We start from the raw sequence: 16,380 nt of genomic DNA on the forward strand, positions 1-16,380 counted from the left end.
CACATCAAACTGGCAAGCTTTGGTGGGCCAGCTCATCCCCAGGGCTGCGGTCGAACTGGCGTTTGTATTCGCGGCTGAACTGCGACGTGCTCTGGTACCCCACCCGGTGCGCGGCCTGTGCCACACCCAGGCCTTCAGCGATCAGCATCTGCTGCGCCTTGAGCAGCCGCAGGCGCTTGAGATACTGCATCGGTGCCATGTCAGTGCAGCGTTTGAAGTGCTCGTGGAAGGTGGAAACGCTCATGTTGGCGCGCGCTGCCAGTGCCTCCACGCTCAGCGGCTCGGTGTAGTGCTCGCGCAGGTGGGCGAGGGCGGCGCCAATGCGGGCGAAGTGCCCCTGTTGCTCCACCAGCGCCCGCAATACGCCAGCCTGTGGGCCGCGCAAGGCGGTGTACAGCACCTCGCGTACCCGTGCCGGCCCTAGCACCTTGGCGTCCAGCGGGTCTTGCAGGCAGCCCAGCAGCCGCTCCACACTTTCGCGCATCGGTGCATCGAGTGCCGCGGAGGTCATCGACTGTGGGGTTTGCGCCTGCACTGCCGCGTCCGGCGCCAAGTCCATGCTCTGCACCAGTTCGCCCAGCACGGCACGGTCGATGTCCACCGCCACGCCCAGCAGCGGCGCTTCGCGGGTGGCGAAGGTTTCACACATGAAGGGCACCGACAACGCCTGCACCAGGTAATGCCCTGCGCCATATTCCAGGGTGCGTGGGCCCAGGCGCGCCAGCTTGCTGCCCTGGGCCAGGATCATCAGGCTTGGCTCGTAAATTTGCGGGCTGCTGGCCACATAGTGGTCCCAGCTCAGCACCTGCACCTGTGGCAGGTGGGTGGGCACGAAACCTGGGCGCGTGGCGAGGCTGCGAATCAGCGCGCAAAGCGGCGCGTTTGCATCGACGTGGCGGGTGAGTTGCATTGATGGGCCTGGGCAGAGGATCGGACAGCTTAATCATCGCAGATTGAAGGTTTGGCGCCATACGCTGCAGGGCATGTTCGGAGAATCAGGCATCGATACCGGAGAATCAGCGGTGGGCGCGGCGGCGCAGGGCGCGCAAAATGCGCCGCCTGAATCGTTTCATTTCATAGCGAGGCCCTGTATGTACACCGCCATCGGTTACGCCGCCCAGACCCCCACCAGTCCACTGGCCCCCATCACCTTCGAGCGCCGCAGCCCACGCCCGGACGACGTCGCCATCGAAATTCTGTACTGCGGCGTGTGCCACTCCGACATCCACCAGGCGCGCAATGAATGGGGCATTGCCGTGTACCCGCTGATGCCTGGCCACGAAATCATCGGCCGCGTCACCGCAGTGGGCACCCAAGTGACCGCGTACAAGGTGGGCGACCTAGTCGGCGTGGGTTGCATGGTCGACGCTTGCCGCCACTGCGAGGCCTGTGCCAAGGACCTGGAGCAATACTGCCTGGAAGGCCCGACCATGACCTACGCCACCCCGGACCGGGTCGACGGCAGCAACACCATGGGTGGCTACTCCAGCAGCATCGTGGTCAGTGAACACTTCGTGCTGCGCATCCCGGCCGGCATGGACCTGCCCAGCGCAGCGCCGATCCTGTGTGCCGGCATCACCACGTATTCGCCGCTCAAGCATCACGGCGTCGGCCCAGGCCACAAGGTCGGCATTCTCGGTATGGGCGGCTTGGGCCATATGGGCATCAAGCTGGCCAAGGCCTTGGGCGCCGAAGTGACCCTGTTCACCCGTTCCCCGGCCAAAGCCGAGGAAGCCCGCCGTCAAGGTGCCGACCATGTGGTCGTGTCCACCGATGCCGAGCAGATGCGCGCCGCTGCGGGTTGTTTCGACTTCCTGCTCGACACCATTCCGGTACAGCACGACCTCAACCCGTACCTGGAAACCCTGAAGTTCGACGGCGTGCACATCCTGGTCGGCCTGATCGAACCCATCGACCCGGCGCTGCATGCGGCCAACCTGGTGTTGAAGCGTCGGGTGCTGGCGGGGTCGTTGATCGGTGGCATTGCCGAGACCCAGGAAGTACTGGATTTCTGTGCCGAGCATGGCATCCGTTGCGATATCGAGATGCTGGATATCCGCAATATCAACCAGGCTTATGAGCGGATGATCGCCGGGGATGTGAAGTACCGGTTCGTGATCGACATGGCAACATTGCAGCGCTGAGTGACCGGTGGCCTGTACCGGCCCGTTCGCGGGCATGCCCGCGAAGAGGCCGGTACAACCCACAAAAGTGCGGGATCTGTTACCAAGCCATCGCCTTGTCCCAGCCCTTCCAGAACAACCACCGCCGCACCTCGCCATGCGCCCCCGTGCCGATCTGCCACGCCGGCCGCTCGCTATCCAGCGCAATCACCGAAACAAACCCCGCATGGCTCGCTGCCACCAACGTACGTCCGTCGACACTCACATCCATCGCACTGATGGTCGAGCCCAGGTAATGCTGCCAATGCTCCGTGCCATCCTCGCCAAATGCCCGCAAATAGCCATAGGCATCGCCGACAATGTACTCGCCGTCGCGCGCCACCCCGGCATACACCCGCGCGCCCTCCTGCACCAGCGGGGTACGCGGGTCCTGGCTGTAATAGTCGGTATCCAGCCCCGGCAAGTCGGCCAGCCGAACGGCCAGCGTGGCGCCACTGTAGAAGTGGCAGGCATTGAGGATCAACTGGTCACCCGTGCGGTTGAACAGGGCAAAGTGCGGGTATTCGCAGCCGGGGCCGATCGCGGCAACCGGCTTGAGCTGGTCGTCCAGCACCAGGTGACGGCTCCCTTGTTCGCCGACCACCAGCAACCGACCATCCGCCGACACCGCGCCATGCTCCATGCTCAGCCCCAGGCTGATGTCGTCGGGGTCGGTGCCTTCGGCCAGTTCGTCGAGCACCCGAGCCTGGTGCGGCAGCAGCCGCGTCGCGCCTTGCTCGGCCAGCAGGAAGATACCCTCGGCACTTACCAGCAGCACCCGCTGGCCTTCGGGGAAGGGAATCAGCGCGGTCGGTGTGGGCGGCAGGTCGAACGGTTCGAACGGGTAGCCCGGCGGCAGCCCCTCCAGCCCACTGGGCCAGGCCAGGCGCAGCACCTGCGGGCCGCCCCAGCCGTCGGTCACGCGCACGCCCTCGGCGTTAGCCAGGGCGAAGTAACGGCGGCCTGGGCAGCGCCCGAAGTGCTCGATACCGATCACCGGCGTCACCCCTTGTTGGTCGATGCGCACCACTTGGCCCTTTTCATGCGGCATGCCGATGCGTGCCAGCAGGCTGCCGTCCTTCAGCAGCAGGAGGTTGCTGATACCTTGGCCGTGTTCTTCCAACAACGGCACCAAGGGCTGGTGGGCAGGTGGCCAGGCTTCACGGAAAGCTTGGCGCTGTTGCTGCTCGACGCCAGGGCGGTTGGCCGCCTGCAGGGCTGCCAACCAAGCGTCGAGCAGGTGATCGGTGGCTGGCGCCTGCGGCGCTTCGAGGTTGTCCCAGCCTTGCGCACGGCCCCGCGCGACATAGTCGTTGACGGCCTGGGCATAGGCGGTGACGGCTTGCTGCCACTGTTGCTGGGGGGGCTGCTTGTCCATGAGCGGATCGGGCTCCTTGTTGCACACGCGTTTCATACAAAGCGCGCATGGTACTCGTTCTGCCTGCCTCGCGGTTGTGAGGCCCCGGCTTGACGCGTACCATGCCCGCATTCCTACCAATAACAAAGCGTACGTCGACACCCCAAATAGCAGGTGGCTGGCGTGCGTCCTGTTGCCTTGTCTGCGGAGCACCGGTTTTTACCCATGAACGGACCCATACCCACCCACCTGCCGCCTACGGTGGGCAGCGGCAGCTGGCTGAGCGTGATTGCCCTGGCCCTGGCGGCCTTCATTTTCAACACCACCGAATTCGTCCCGGTGGCGTTGCTCAGTGACATTGGCCACAGCTTCGCCATGAGCACCGCCCAAGTTGGGCTGATGCTGACCATCTACGCCTGGGTGGTGGCGCTGGCCTCGTTGCCGATGATGTTGCTCACCCGCAACATCGAGCGTCGGCGCCTGCTGCTGTTGGTGTTCCTGGTGTTCATCGTTAGCCACTTGCTGTCGTGGTTGTCGCAGAGCTTTGCCATGCTGTTGGTCAGCCGCATCGGCATTGCTCTGGCACACGCGGTGTTCTGGGCCATCACCGCTTCGTTGGCGGTGCGCGTGGCGCCGCCGGGCCAGCAGGCCAAGGCGCTGGGCCTGTTGGCCACTGGCACCACCTTGGCAATGGTGCTGGGTATCCCGCTCGGCCGCGTGGTGGGCGAGGCGCTGGGTTGGCGCGTGACCTTCTTGAGCATTGCCGGGGTGGCGCTGGCCACTATGCTGTGCCTGATGAAATCGCTGCCACTGCTGCCCAGCCAGAACTCAGGCTCGCTGCGCAGCCTGCCGATTTTGTTCAAGCGCCCGGCGCTGGTCATTACCTATATGCTGGTGACGCTGGTGATCACCGCGCAGTTCACTGCCTACAGCTACATCGAACCGTTCGCCCTACACGTGGCGCAGATCGGTGGTGAGCGCACCACGTTATTGCTGCTGCTGTTCGGCGGCGCCGGGGTGTTCGGCTCGTTGCTGTTCAGCCGTTACAGCGAGCGCTTCCCGCAGGGTTTCCTGGTGGGTTCGATCGGCCTGCTGGCGGCGTGCCTGTTGCTGCTGCTGCCGCTGTCGGGCAACTTCTATGTGTTAGCCGTGCTAAGCATGTTCTGGGGGGTGGCGATCCTCAGCTTCAGCCTGTCGCTGCAGTCCAAGACCCTGAAGCTGGCCTCGGATGCCACCGACGTGGCCATGGCGCTGTTCTCGGGTATCTACAACATTGGCATCGGCGGTGGCGCGCTGCTGGGCAGTATCGTCAGCAGCCAGATGGACGTGGCGAATATCGGCTTGGTGGGCGGTAGCGTGGCGGTGGTCGGGTTGCTGCTGGCCGTGGCCAGTACCCGGCGGTTCCGCGAGACGCTGACACACTGACGCGAGGCTGGCGGGCTCCCACATGCCCTGCGCAGGCCCGTGGGAGAGGGCTCAGGCCAGCATGGCAGCCCAAGCTGAAAGCAACAGCACCACTGCCAATACCTGGTTGAACACCCGCAATCGCCGCGGCGCCTGCAACCACCGCGCGCTGACCACCCCCAATAACGCCCACGCCGCCGTGCACGGCAGGGCAATCAGCAAGAACACCAGCGCCAGTTGCCATACCGGTAACGACGGCGCGGCAAACACCCCGACCACCGCCACGGCCATCAACCACACCTTGGGGTTCACTACCTGCAACGAGGCTGCGCTGAGCGCACTGAAGCCTTGCGCTAAGGGCCCCTGTAGCGGTGCGCCGGCACTGCGCAGCATGTTCCACGCCAGCCAGCTCAGCCACAGCACCCCGGCCCAGCTCATCAGCTGCTGGGCCAGCGGGTGGCGCAGCAGCAACTCACCCAGCCCCAGGCTCACCAGCAGCACAATCGTCGCCGCCGCGCCACAGGCAGCCCCGATCGGCGCCAGGCTTGCGCGTAGGCCCTGGCGGGCGCCATGGGCGAGGATCAATAAGTTGGTCGGCCCGGGACTGATGCTGGCTACCAAGGCAAACAGGATGAAGGGCAGCAACGACTGCGTCATGGTCAAAAACTCCGGAATATCGAAGCACCATGCTCGCTGCGAGCAGCCAGTCAGTCTGGAAGGTTTGAGCAGCGCCTGCGGTAGTCGGCCGGGGTCAGTTGGTAGGCGCGGCGAAACCAGCGCCCCAGGTGGCTCTGGTCGGCAAAGCCCAGGGCCATGGCCACTTCGGCAGGCGTCTGGCCTTGGGCGAGCAGCCGCCGGGCGCGGGCCAGGCGCAGTTGGATGAGGTAGGCATGCGGCGCCAGGCCGAACGCAGCCTTGAATGCCCGGCTCAGGCGGAAGCGGTCAATGCCGCAGGCCTGGGCCAGGTCTTCCAGGCCGATGTCGCGCTCCAGGTTGGCGTGCAGGTAGTCGCGCGCGCGCTGCGCGGTCAGCGGCAGGCGCGGGTCGGGGTTGATGCGCCGGCGCCAGTGCAGGTGGCGGGTCAGGCAGACGAGCAGGTCGTCCATGGCCGTCTGCCGCACGATGCGCAAGTCCTGGCCGTGCACCGACTGGAAGGCGAGGGCGCTGGCACAGGCCAGGCGTTTGTCGTGGCACAGGGTATCGGCAAAGCTGGGCAGGCTGTCGCCGGGCGCATCCTCGAACAGCGCCCGCAACTGCTGCTCTAGCCAGGCGGGCTGCAGGTACAGCGTCGAATAGGTGAAGCCTTCTGCAGTCGGCGCCAAGCCATCGTGGACATCGCCCGGCTCCAGCAAAAATACTTGCCCCGGCGTGCTGCGGTGGCGTACCCGGCGGCAGTTGAACTGCTGCACGCCCTGTTCGGTCACGCCCACCAGGAAGCTGTCGTGCCAGTGTGGGTCGTAGGCATGCCCGACAAAATGCGCGCGGACCGACTCGATGCCGGTGTCGGCGTCTTGTTTAAGGTCGATCCAGTTGCTCATGGGGGCGTGCCGTGGGGAAATCGTTACCTTAGCGCAACGGCCTGGCTCAGTCTGGAACGATTGTGCAGCCGTTGGTCAGCGCCCGGCAGCGCATGGCCTCGAAGTGTTCGCGCAGCCACAGGTGCAATTGCATCACCGCGGGCGTGAGTTGTTTGCGGTGCGGGCACACCAGGGTGACCGGGGTGGGCTCACCGAGGAACTCGGGCAGGATGATTTCCAGTTCGCCGGCGGCGATATTAGCGCTCACGTCCAGCCACGACTTGTAGACGATACCTTCGCCTTGCAAGGCCAGGCGGCGAATCACGTCGGCATCGTCGCTGATCAGCGGCCCATGCACCTGCACGGTGCGGTTGCCCACCCGCCACTTGTCGTACACCCGGCTGTGCTGCATGTACAGCAGGCAGGCGTGCTGCTGCAGGGCGTCGGGTGTGAGCGGGCGGCCGTGGCGGGCCAGGTAGTCGGGCGAGGCGACCAGCACCCGGCGGTTCCAATCGGCCAGCGGCAGGGCGATGTAGTTGGCGTCCTGGTTGAGGCCATAGCGGATGGCTACGTCCACCGGGTCGCGGTTAAGGTCGGCAATCTGGTCGGACAGAAAGATGCGCAGGTGCAGGGCGGGGTGTTCACGGCGAAACGCGCTCAGCCATGGCAACAATATGTTGCGGCCCAAGTCGGAAGGTGCCGACACCTGCAAGGTGCCGCGCAGGGTGGCGGCGTTGCCATGCAGGTTTTCGCGGCCCTGGCGCAGGCTCTCCAGCACGTTCATCGCGGTCGGCAAGTACAGCTCGCCCTCGGCGGTCAGGCGCAGGCTGCGGGTGGTGCGGGCGAACAGGCGCACGTCAAGGTCGCGCTCCAGGCGCTTGATGGCGGCGGCCACCTGGCCCGGCAGCAGGGCGGCTTCGTGGGCGGCGGCGGTGAAGCTGCCCAGCACGCTGCTGCGGACGAACAATTCGAGGTCGGCGATGCGCAGCATTTTCACTCCAGGGATGAAAGTGTTGCTGCATTGTGCCGGTTTTTATTTTCTACAGGAAAGATAAGATGCCCGGCAAATCCCCCGTTCATCTCGGAGTTGCCGCAATGGATACCGTCTCGCTGGCCAAGCGCCGCTACACCACCAAAGCCTACGACGCCTCGCGTCGCATTCCTCAGGCCACTGTCGATGCACTGCTCGAGCAACTGCGCCACAGCCCGTCTTCGGTCAACTCGCAACCTTGGCACTTCATCGTCGCCGACAGTGCCGAAGGCAAGGCGCGCCTGGCCAAGAGCACCGCAGAAGGCTATGCCTACAACTCGCCGAAAATTCTCGATGCCTCCCATGTGATCGTGTTCTGCACCCGCACCGAAATGACCGAAGCGCACCTGAACGCCGTGCTCGATCAGGAAGCCGCTGATGGCCGCTTCCGTGATGAGCAGGCACGTGCCGGGCAGAACCAGAGCCGCCGGCACTACGTCGACCTGCACCGCTTTGACCAGAAAGATGTGCAGCATTGGATGGAAAAGCAGACCTATCTGGCCTTGGGTACTGCCTTGTTGGGTGCGGCGGCACATGGGCTGGATGCCACGCCTATCGAGGGCTTCGACAGCAAGATCCTCGACGCCGAGCTGGGCTTGCGCGAGCGTGGCTTCACCAGTGTAGTGATCCTCTGCCTGGGCTATCGCAGCGAGACGGACTTCAACGCCGGGCTGAACAAGTCACGGTTGCCGGCTTCGCAGGTGTTCACTTTCTTGTGAGAGGTTGATGCCGTCCTTGGCACGTTCACCAGAGTGCCGCTGATGCCGCTGTCAGCACCCCGGCAAACACGGCCAGTGCCTTGTCCACTTCAGCCTCGTTGGTAAAGCGCCCGATGCTCAGGCGCACGCTGTTACGCGCCTGGCATTCATCCAGCCCCAGTGCCAGCAGCACATGCGAGGCCGCGTTGCTCGCCGAGTTGCAGGCCGAGGTGGTCGACAACGCCAGCGCGCTGGCCAGCGCTGCACTGTTGAAGCCTTTGCTGTCGATGCACAGGTTCAGCGTATGGGGAATGCGTTGGCTGGCGCAGCCGTTGAGGGCGACGCCGGGCAAGGCCAGCAGGCCTTCGCGCAGGCGTTTGGCCAGCAGCTCCAGGCGCTGGTGCTCGCTGTCGCCGGGCTGGCCGGCAAGGGCGAAGGCGCTGCCCATGCCTGCGATCTGGTGGGTCGCCAGGGTGCCGGAGCGCAAGCCCTGCTCATGGCCACCGCCGTGCATTTGTGCACGCATCAGCGTGCGGGCGCGCGGGCCCACGTAGAGTGCGCCGATGCCCTTGGGCCCGTACACTTTGTGCGCCGAGAATGACATCAGGTCCACCGCCATCGTGCTCAGGTCGATGGCCAGTTTGCCCACCGCCTGCGCTGCATCCACGTGTAGCAGGGCACCGTGGGCACGCACCCGTTCGCCAACCGCGGCAAAGTCGGTGACCGTGCCCAATTCATTGTTGACCGCCATGAGCGACACTAGGCGAGTGTCGGCACGCAACGCTGCCTGTACGGCTGCGGGCTGAATCAGGCCGTTGGCATCCGGTGCCAGGCGGGTAATGGCCCAGCCTTGGCGCTCCAGTTCAGCCACCGTGTCGAGCACGGCTTTGTGTTCCAGCTGGCTGGTGATCAGGTGCCCGGGCTGGCCGAAGCCTTGGGCAATACCCTTGAGTGCCAGGTTGTTGGACTCGGTCGCACCCGAGGTCCAGACCAGTGCATCGGCCTGCGCGCCGACGCGCTCGGCCACTTGCTGGCGGGCCAGCTCCACCGCATCACGGGCGGCCTTGCCGTAGGCATGGCCACTGGACGCCGGGTTGCCGAAGTTAGCCTGGCTGCCCAGGCAGGCGAGCATGGTTTCGATGACCCGGTCGTCGACGGGGGTGGTAGCGGCGTAGTCGAAGTAGAGCGGGGCGTTGGGCATGGTGTGCGGCCGATCCGGCATAGGGCGCCGTGATTCGGCGCCGGTAAAGCAAGACTACCTGCCGTGAAGCAAAGATTTTTCCTTTTTCTTATACGTTTTAAGCATTAGCTGAGAAAAATTTTCTACAACACCCAAGAAACTTAAAATGTTCGTGATTTACCCAAGCCACTGCCACGGCGCCTGCTTGGTGACCATGATCAACACCACCACGAACATGCCGGCAAACCCCGCCACGCCCATCCACAACCATGGCCGGTAAAGCCGCTGATAGTCAGGGCCCAGCGGCTCGCCGGCCGCCGCAGCTTGGGCCGCGCACGACTGCATGCGCGTTTGCAGTACCAGCACCGGTAACCACAACGCGCCAACGCCGAAAAACACGCCGAGTGCGCCGAGCAACCAATCACTGCTCCAATCCAGGCCGGCTGTTTTGACCATGGCGTAGCCCGTCAGTAACTGCAGCACACCTGCCGGTGTGGTCAGCCAGGCATCGAAACGCACCACCATGCGCGCCACGGCAGCAATGACCTTGGCATCGCCCGTTCGATGGGCTGCAACCAGGTACAGGTAGGAACCCATGCCGAAGCCGAACAGAAAAACGGCGGCAATGATGTGCAGGTACTTGATCAGCAAATAGGTCATTTCAGTGGTCCGTGGGCAAAGCTCACGCGGTATTGCACTTTTTCGGGGTCATCGATGGCGGCCAGGTATTCTGCGACACTGATCTCGCCAACACAGGGGCGGGCCCCGGGCATGGGTGAGTAACCCTGCGCCACCTTGTGTATCAGTGCGACTGACGCGCAACTGGGGATTTCAGGCCCTTTGTCATCCCTCGCGCTTACCTGGGCCGCCATGCGCACCGGGCGGCCCTGCTGGTCAGTGCCGCGCACATTCAGGTACATCGCGCTTTTGCCATCGCCCCAGCGCTCACAATGCGCCCCCAGCCGGTACAGACGCCGAGCCCAGGGCAGCGGGTCAGTAATCAGGCCAGCATTGACGGCCACTGCCAGGAGTGCGTTGGCCAGCCCTCCGGCCATCAGCCCTGAGCCGGCCTTGAATGCCAGGTTGCGGGCACCGTAGCGGCTGGCGAAAATATCCATGTCAGGCACATCGACGTTGGCGAGCAAGCGCCAGCCCAAACCTGGTAAGTGCCGCAGGCTCAGCCCTAGCCAGCCCTGCACAGTGCACTCGCGGCCATCTCGCCATTGAGGAATGGGGCGCCCAGCATAGGCCAGTACGCCCTCGACGGTGGAAAGCCCGGGCATTTTTGCCGAAGAAGAGATGCCGTGGTCGATGGCATCAATGCGATGAAAGTGATGACGCTGCTCATCGAGAATGGCTGAAGACAGGCTGGGCACCGAGCTGCAGCCGCTGAGAAGGGTTACCCCGGCTCCCCGCGCCCGCGCATCGAGCTGTTTGATCCCATTGACGAAAACCCGGCAGTCGGACAAGTCGCAATAGTGCGTTCGTGCCTCGATGCACGCTTCGGCCACGCTGTAGGGCTGGCCTTGGAACGGACCACCGGTATGAATCACCCAATCAATGCCCAGCGCTTTCAATGCCGGGGCAAAGCCCGCCGCCATGGCATCGCCGCACCAGCTGGCTGGCAGTGGGCCGTGGGCGCCGGCGAGTTGTTGGGCCAGGCTGGAAAGCCGCTTCGGGTTGCGCCCCGCGATCACCAGCTCGACATTGGCCATGCCATGCAAATGGCGGCTAATGATTCGCCCAAAATTGCCGTATGCGCCGATCACCAGCGTCCTGATTGCCATGAAGCGTTCCTTGTTCGGTAAACATAGTTGCCTGTCACAGGGCCGGGCAAGGGTTACCGAAAGGGGGTGTCATTGCAAGGATTAGGCTGCTGAAAAGGCCCGTTCAGACAGGCTCCAAGGCCTTCTCTTCCGCGGCCACCACGCGCTCGCACAACTCGGTGATTTGCTCGCGCATCCAGCGGTTGGCCGGGTCCTGGTCGGTGCTTTCATGCCAGTACAGGTGGGTTTCCAGTGCAGGGACCTCCACCGGCAGTGGCTGATAGCGCAGTTGGTGGCGGCGGGCGAAGCGCTCGGGGACGGTCATTGCCATGTCGGTTTGTTGCAGCACTTGCGAGGCCATCAAATAATGCTGCGAGCGCAGGGCAACCTTGCGCTGCACGCCCATCTTGCCCAGGGCCAGGTCGACATAGCCCAAGCCGTTGCGGCGGCTGGAAATATGGATGTGGGTCATGCCCAAGTAGTTGTCGAGGGTCAGCTTGCTGTCGGCCAACGGGTGGCCCTGGCGCAGGGCGCAGACATAGCGGTCTTGCATCAGCTTGACGTGGCGCACCTGCGGGTCGGTGTTCAGCGGGGCATCGATGGCGAAATCCAGGCGGCCGGCGGCGAGTTCCTTGGTGGTCTCGCGGCGTTTGCACAGGAAGCTCTCAATCAGCACTGAGGGTGCCAGGCGGCGCAGGCGCTGGAACAGCGGTGGCAAGATCACCGCCTCGGTCAGGTCGGTCATGCTGATGCGGAAGGTTTTGTTGGCCTGTTGCGGGTTGAAGATGCGGCTTTCCTGCACCGACGTGCGCAGCAGTGCCAGGGCGTTGCGCACTGGGCCGATGATGTTCTGCGCCATGGGCGTGGGCACCATCCCTTGCGCGGTGCGCACGAACAGCGGGTCGTTGAAGGTTTCGCGCAGCCGCGACAGGGCGTTGGACACTGCTGGCTGGGTGATGCCGACGATCTGCCCGGCGCGGGTCAGGTTGGCTTCGGTGTAGATCGCATCGAACACGATGAACAGGTTGAGGTCGACCTTGCTGAGGTTCATGGGCGCCGCTCTTTGTTGGAATTATTGGCCGATCATATATCGGTTATGAATGTTTATACACGCTGAAAATAGACTAGGTGGATCGGGCCGTGCTGCTCTAGGCTCTGGCCATGTACTCCGAACCGTGAAGGTAACCCCGATGGATTTCGCCTATTCGCCCAAGGTCCAGGCACTGCGCGAGCGCGTTACCGCGTTCATGGACGCCTATGTCTACCCCGCTGAGGCGGTGTTCGAGCGCCAGGTTGCCGAGGGCGACCGCTGGCAGCCCACCGCAATCATGGAAGAGCTCAAGGCCAAGGCCCGCGCCGAGGGGCTGTGGAACCTGTTCCTGCCTGAGTCGGAATACGGCGCCGGCTTGAGCAACCTCGAATACGCCCCGCTGGCAGAAATCATGGGTCGCTCGTTGCTCGGCCCGGAGCCGTTCAACTGCTCGGCGCCGGATACCGGCAATATGGAGGTGCTGGTGCGCTATGGCAGCGAAGCGCAGAAGCGCCAGTGGCTGGAGCCACTGCTGCGCGGCGAGATCCGCTCGGCATTCGCCATGACCGAGCCGGACGTGGCCTCCTCGGATGCCACCAACATGGCCGCCACCGCCCTGCGTGACGGTGACGAATGGGTGATCAACGGCCGCAAATGGTGGACCTCCGGCGCCTGCGACCCGCGCTGCAAGGTGATGATCTTCATGGGCCTGTCCGACCCCGAAGGGCCACGCCACCAGCAGCATTCGATGGTGCTGGTGCCCACTGATGCGCCTGGGGTAAAGATTGTCCGCCCGTTGCCGGTGTTCGGCTACGACGACGCACCTCACGGCCATGCCGAAGTGTTCTTTGAAAACGTGCGGGTGCCTTACGACAACGTGATCGTCGGCGAAGGCCGCGGTTTCGAGATTGCCCAGGGGCGACTGGGCCCGGGCCGTATCCACCACTGCATGCGCTCGATCGGCATGGCCGAGCGCGCGTTGGAGCTGATGTGCAAGCGCTCGGTGGCGCGCACCGCCTTCGGCCAGCCGTTGGCGCGTTTGGGCGGCAACGTCGACAAGATCGCCGACTCGCGCATGGAGATCGACATGGCCCGGCTGCTGACGCTGAAAGCGGCGTACATGATGGACACGGTCGGCAACAAGGTGGCGCGCAGCGAGATCGCGCAAATCAAGGTAGTCGCGCCGAACGTGGCACTGAAGGTGATCGACCGGGCGATTCAGATACATGGCGGGGCAGGGGTGAGCGGCGACTTCCCGCTGGCCTACATGTATGCCATGCAGCGCACGCTGCGCCTGGCCGACGGGCCGGACGAAGTGCACCGCGCGGCGATTGGCAAGTATGAAATTGGCAAGTATGTGCCGGCGGAGATGTTGCGTAGCAGGGCGGTGATTTAGTTCGCCTGCACCAGCCTCTTCGCGGGCAAGCCCGCGAAGAGGCTCTTGAAGGTTCACTGCGTCTTCAGGTCCACCACCAGATCCTTGGCAGCCTTGGTCGCCAGCACGCTCATGAGCTTGCTCATTTCATCCTGCCGCCCTATGCCTGACTCAGCGCTGCCCATCATCACGCTCGGCACCGGCGCTCGCGCAGCAGCCTCTGCCCAAGCCCGGTTGATCTGCACCAGCGCATCAAGCTTGGTTTGCAGGGCGCCATCCGCCTTGAGCGAGGCCTCGCGGGCGTAGGCTTCGGCATCGGCTGTGATCTTGGTCGCCTCTGCATTCACGCGTGCCTTGTCCCGCAGCAGTTCGGCTGTTTGCTTGTCGATCTCGGCACGCCGCTTCTCCCGTTCGGCGTTGATCAGCGTCAGCTGCTTCTCGGTCTCGGCTTCGGTGGTGCGTTCGATCTGCTGACGCAGGCTTTCCTGGCGCTTGGCTTCGACATCCTTGGCGCCGCGGGCGGAAACCAGTTCCTTTTCTTCCTCTTCCTTCAGCCGGTTCTGCCGGGCCACGGCCAGTTCAGCCAGTGCCTGTTGTACCCGCACCATGCGTTGCTGGTACTGCGGGTTGGGATCGATATGGGTAACCCGGGCGTCGACAACTTCGACGCCAAACAGGCGGAATTGTTGCTGCTTGCGCAGTTCCTGGCCGTTCTTGTCGAGCTTCTTTTCAATGACGAAACGCGTTGCGCTGTTGTCGCCAAAACTGCCTTGTTCGGTACCGGCCTGCAGGATTGCGGTCTGCGCCGGGTGGTTGTCGCGCTGCACGCGGATTTCCCTGCGGCTGGTCAGGTACAGGCCATTGCGTAGCTGGTTCTCGAATTCGGCACCGAAGTGGCTGCGGTTGCCGGCGTAGTAATCGTCGGCGCTCATCAGCGAGGCCGTGGCCTGCAGTGTTTCTTTGACGGCCGGCAGCAGGGCACGCTGCAGGAAGTTGTCGGGCGTGCGGTACTCCTGGGCAATCTTCAGGAAGGCTTCGCCTGAAGGCAGGCGAAACTGGGTACTGAATTCGGCCTTGGCATCGACGTTGCCCAGGAACACGATGGGCAGGTTTTCCAGCGTGATCGAAGGGTGCCCGCCGCGGGTGTCTTCCGGGTTGTCCATGCGCAAGGAGGATTGCACGCCGATGGTCCGGCGCCAGGCGGTACTGCGGCCGAACCACTTGGTTGCGTAGCCAACGTCCTCGACCACTTTTTCCTCGCCGAAGATCGTGCGCACGTGGGTCATCTGTCCGGCTTCGTTGTAGAAGAACACTTCGTTGAAGATTGCTGCCAGAGCACCGGCAGTGAGGATCGGGATGGCAATGACGGCAATTAGCTTGCGGTTTATGCGCAATTGGCTCAAATCAGGAATTGATAGCTTCTGCATGGTCCTCTCCTTGTAAAGAGAAGCATGCTGATAAAAGCGGGAAAAATTTCACAGTCGGGTCATTCCTTAACTGCTGTAGGAAAACTCGATGTGCTTGCGAAGGGTTCCGTCTTATTCTTCTGAAGTTGTAAGAGATTTCTGTTTTGTTGCTGTGTGGTTCGATGTGCTAGTTTCCAGTCTCTCCAAGACTCAACGGGATTTGCACATGACTGTAAATAGGGATTTGTCCGCGCCATTTGCGGGTCTTACCCCTTCTGCCCTGCGTTGCTTGGTCCATTTGAAACCTGTCCCGGCTGGCTACTCTCGACCGTCGCTTTCTCCCCCCGCGTCTTGACCAACGAAACCACCACCCCACCCAGCAACAACCCGAACGTCACCCCCAACGACAGCAACGCCGGCACCTTACCGACCATACCGTGGTAGAAGATCTTACAGCCAATGAAGATCAACACCAGTGCCAACGCATACTTGAGGTACACGAACCGGTGCATCAGCGCCGCCAGCGCAAAATACAGCGAGCGCAAGCCAAGGATTGCGAAGATGTTCGAGGTATAGACAATGAACGGGTCCTGGGTGATGGCGAAGATCGCCGGCACGCTGTCGACGGCAAACACCAGGTCGGCCAGTTCGATCAGTACCAGCGCCATGAATAGCGGGGTGGCATAGCGCAGTGCCTTGTGCTGCCCGGGCGGGGTCTGGCGCACGAAGAAGTGCGAGCCGTGGATCTGCTCGGTGACCCGCATGTGCCGGCGCACGAACTTCAGGATCGGGTTGTTGGCCAGGTCCGGACGGCTGTCTTCCTTCGACAACGCCATCTTCACCCCGGTAAACAGCAGGAACGCACCGAAGATATACAAAACCCAGGCGAAGTTCTGCACCAGCGCCGCGCCCACGCCGATCATGATCGCCCGCAGGAACACCACCCCAAGGATGCCCCAGAACAGCACGCGGTGTTGGTAGCGGCGGGGGATGGCGAAGTAGCTGAAGATCATTGCCATGACGAACACGTTGTCCATCGACAGCGACTGCTCGACCAGGAACCCGGTGTAGAACTCCAGTGCCGACTGCGCGCCCAACTGGTACCAGACACCAGCGCCGAACAGCACACCGACGCTGAAATAGCCCGAATACAGCAGCAGGCTTTCGCGCATTTCGATTTCTCGGTCGTGGCGGTGCAGCACGCCTAGGTCGAGCACCAGCAAGCCGATGACAATGGCTAGGAATATCAGCCACAGCCAGGCGCTGGTACCGAGGAACGGGGTGGTGAGGAATGCTTGTAGAGCGGTCATGAGCCCCTCCTTGATTGTCGACGTTGCATGGCAACAGTGATCCGACATGGCAGCTTGGCAGCCGTCAGAGGGGCCCGGTATCACATGGTTTTGAGCCTAGACCCGTTTGCCGCTGATGCCGAATGGGGAGCTGTTACATTTCTTT

At 63.3% G+C, this 16,380-nt stretch carries 15 protein-coding genes; 4 read left to right on the plus strand and 11 right to left on the minus strand.

Features of this window, described 5'->3' with window-relative positions; genetic code table 11:
* Nucleotides 1-4 precede the first annotated feature (4 nt).
* Nucleotides 5-910: an AraC family transcriptional regulator gene (locus tag DV532_RS09850; RefSeq protein ID WP_056800573.1), complete on the minus strand. Its 906-nt coding sequence runs from the start codon at nucleotides 908-910 to the stop codon at nucleotides 5-7.
* 181 nt (nucleotides 911-1,091) lie between these two features.
* Between DV532_RS09850 and calA the strand changes: the two genes are divergently transcribed.
* Entirely contained in the window at nucleotides 1,092-2,144 is a 1,053-nt protein-coding gene (calA, locus tag DV532_RS09855) for a vanillin reductase (protein ID WP_056800576.1), read from the plus strand.
* Between the two features lie 79 nt (nucleotides 2,145-2,223).
* Here the strand turns inward: calA and DV532_RS09860 are convergent, their stop codons facing one another.
* Nucleotides 2,224-3,540, minus strand: a complete 1,317-nt coding sequence (locus DV532_RS09860) for a hypothetical protein (protein WP_056800579.1) — start codon at nucleotides 3,538-3,540, stop codon at nucleotides 2,224-2,226.
* Nucleotides 3,541-3,744: 204 nt separating this feature from the next.
* Between DV532_RS09860 and DV532_RS09865 the strand changes: the two genes are divergently transcribed.
* Entirely contained in the window at nucleotides 3,745-4,944 is a 1,200-nt protein-coding gene (locus DV532_RS09865; RefSeq protein WP_056800581.1) for a sugar transporter, read from the plus strand.
* Between the two features lie 51 nt (nucleotides 4,945-4,995).
* On the opposite strand, the gene DV532_RS09870 is transcribed toward DV532_RS09865, so the two are convergent.
* From DV532_RS09870 to DV532_RS09880, 3 genes are read right to left on the minus strand one after another with little or no spacing between them, the layout of a single operon-like run.
* Nucleotides 4,996-5,580, minus strand: a complete 585-nt coding sequence (locus tag DV532_RS09870; protein ID WP_056800584.1) for a LysE family translocator — start codon at nucleotides 5,578-5,580, stop codon at nucleotides 4,996-4,998.
* Between the two features lie 50 nt (nucleotides 5,581-5,630).
* The gene (locus tag DV532_RS09875) at nucleotides 5,631-6,461 is read right to left on the minus strand and encodes an AraC family transcriptional regulator (RefSeq protein ID WP_056800588.1); all 831 of its coding nucleotides are present in this window, start codon (nucleotides 6,459-6,461) and stop codon (nucleotides 5,631-5,633) included.
* A 46-nt stretch (nucleotides 6,462-6,507) separates the two neighbouring features.
* Nucleotides 6,508-7,431 (minus strand): LysR family transcriptional regulator, encoded by a 924-nt coding sequence (locus DV532_RS09880; RefSeq protein ID WP_056800589.1) that lies wholly within the window; start codon nucleotides 7,429-7,431, stop codon nucleotides 6,508-6,510.
* Between the two features lie 104 nt (nucleotides 7,432-7,535).
* On the opposite strand from DV532_RS09880, the gene DV532_RS09885 reads away from it, so the two are divergent.
* Nucleotides 7,536-8,189: an oxygen-insensitive NAD(P)H-dependent nitroreductase NfsB gene (locus DV532_RS09885; RefSeq protein ID WP_056800592.1), complete on the plus strand. Its 654-nt coding sequence runs from the start codon at nucleotides 7,536-7,538 to the stop codon at nucleotides 8,187-8,189.
* A 25-nt stretch (nucleotides 8,190-8,214) separates the two neighbouring features.
* On the opposite strand, the gene DV532_RS09890 is transcribed toward DV532_RS09885, so the two are convergent.
* The 4 genes from DV532_RS09890 to DV532_RS09905 all read right to left on the minus strand — a co-directional run bounded on the left by DV532_RS09890 (nucleotide 8,215) and on the right by DV532_RS09905 (nucleotide 12,165).
* Nucleotides 8,215-9,369 (minus strand): cysteine desulfurase family protein, encoded by a 1,155-nt coding sequence (locus DV532_RS09890; protein WP_056801521.1) that lies wholly within the window; start codon nucleotides 9,367-9,369, stop codon nucleotides 8,215-8,217.
* Nucleotides 9,370-9,525: 156 nt separating this feature from the next.
* Complete coding sequence (locus tag DV532_RS09895) at nucleotides 9,526-10,008, minus strand: DUF2269 domain-containing protein (RefSeq protein ID WP_056800594.1); 483 nt, start codon at nucleotides 10,006-10,008, stop codon at nucleotides 9,526-9,528.
* Nucleotides 10,005-11,135 carry a saccharopine dehydrogenase family protein gene (locus DV532_RS09900; RefSeq protein ID WP_056800597.1) on the minus strand — a complete coding sequence of 377 codons (1,131 nt, stop codon included), beginning with the start codon at nucleotides 11,133-11,135 and terminating at the stop codon, nucleotides 10,005-10,007. The genes DV532_RS09895 and DV532_RS09900 overlap by 4 nt, the downstream gene beginning before the upstream one ends.
* A 103-nt stretch (nucleotides 11,136-11,238) precedes the next feature.
* Complete coding sequence (locus DV532_RS09905) at nucleotides 11,239-12,165, minus strand: LysR family transcriptional regulator (RefSeq protein ID WP_056800600.1); 927 nt, start codon at nucleotides 12,163-12,165, stop codon at nucleotides 11,239-11,241.
* 139 nt (nucleotides 12,166-12,304) lie between these two features.
* Between DV532_RS09905 and DV532_RS09910 the strand changes: the two genes are divergently transcribed.
* Nucleotides 12,305-13,540, plus strand: a complete 1,236-nt coding sequence (locus DV532_RS09910) for an acyl-CoA dehydrogenase (protein WP_056800602.1) — start codon at nucleotides 12,305-12,307, stop codon at nucleotides 13,538-13,540.
* Nucleotides 13,541-13,593: 53 nt separating this feature from the next.
* Here DV532_RS09910 and DV532_RS09915 read toward each other — a convergent pair whose 3' ends face one another.
* On the minus strand, nucleotides 13,594-14,946 hold the full coding sequence (locus DV532_RS09915) for an SPFH domain-containing protein (RefSeq protein ID WP_056800606.1): 1,353 nt from the start codon (nucleotides 14,944-14,946) through the stop codon (nucleotides 13,594-13,596).
* A 245-nt stretch (nucleotides 14,947-15,191) separates the two neighbouring features.
* Nucleotides 15,192-16,235, minus strand: coding sequence for a TerC family protein (locus DV532_RS09920; RefSeq protein ID WP_056800611.1), 1,044 nt, complete (start codon nucleotides 16,233-16,235; stop codon nucleotides 15,192-15,194).
* Nucleotides 16,236-16,380: the final 145 nt, after the last annotated feature.

It is taken from the genome of Pseudomonas sp. Leaf58 (assembly GCF_003627215.1).
Lineage (GTDB): Bacteria > Pseudomonadota > Gammaproteobacteria > Pseudomonadales > Pseudomonadaceae > Aquipseudomonas.

Excerpts from the sequence above, each read along its gene's own strand:
- DV532_RS09850 (WP_056800573.1), bottom strand. The coding sequence starts at position 910 with ATGCAACTCACCCGCCACGTCGATGCAAACGCGCCGCTTTGCGCGCTG.
- calA (WP_056800576.1), top strand. The coding sequence starts at position 1,092 with ATGTACACCGCCATCGGTTACGCCGCCCAGACCCCCACCAGTCCACTG.
- DV532_RS09860 (WP_056800579.1), bottom strand. The coding sequence starts at position 3,540 with ATGGACAAGCAGCCCCCCCAGCAACAGTGGCAGCAAGCCGTCACCGCC.
- DV532_RS09865 (WP_056800581.1), top strand. The coding sequence starts at position 3,745 with ATGAACGGACCCATACCCACCCACCTGCCGCCTACGGTGGGCAGCGGC.
- DV532_RS09870 (WP_056800584.1), bottom strand. The coding sequence starts at position 5,580 with ATGACGCAGTCGTTGCTGCCCTTCATCCTGTTTGCCTTGGTAGCCAGC.
- DV532_RS09875 (WP_056800588.1), bottom strand. The coding sequence starts at position 6,461 with ATGAGCAACTGGATCGACCTTAAACAAGACGCCGACACCGGCATCGAG.
- DV532_RS09880 (WP_056800589.1), bottom strand. The coding sequence starts at position 7,431 with ATGCTGCGCATCGCCGACCTCGAATTGTTCGTCCGCAGCAGCGTGCTG.
- DV532_RS09885 (WP_056800592.1), top strand. The coding sequence starts at position 7,536 with ATGGATACCGTCTCGCTGGCCAAGCGCCGCTACACCACCAAAGCCTAC.
- DV532_RS09890 (WP_056801521.1), bottom strand. The coding sequence starts at position 9,369 with ATGCCCAACGCCCCGCTCTACTTCGACTACGCCGCTACCACCCCCGTC.
- DV532_RS09895 (WP_056800594.1), bottom strand. The coding sequence starts at position 10,008 with ATGACCTATTTGCTGATCAAGTACCTGCACATCATTGCCGCCGTTTTT.
- DV532_RS09900 (WP_056800597.1), bottom strand. The coding sequence starts at position 11,135 with ATGGCAATCAGGACGCTGGTGATCGGCGCATACGGCAATTTTGGGCGA.
- DV532_RS09905 (WP_056800600.1), bottom strand. The coding sequence starts at position 12,165 with ATGAACCTCAGCAAGGTCGACCTCAACCTGTTCATCGTGTTCGATGCG.
- DV532_RS09910 (WP_056800602.1), top strand. The coding sequence starts at position 12,305 with ATGGATTTCGCCTATTCGCCCAAGGTCCAGGCACTGCGCGAGCGCGTT.
- DV532_RS09915 (WP_056800606.1), bottom strand. The coding sequence starts at position 14,946 with ATGCAGAAGCTATCAATTCCTGATTTGAGCCAATTGCGCATAAACCGC.
- DV532_RS09920 (WP_056800611.1), bottom strand. The coding sequence starts at position 16,235 with ATGACCGCTCTACAAGCATTCCTCACCACCCCGTTCCTCGGTACCAGC.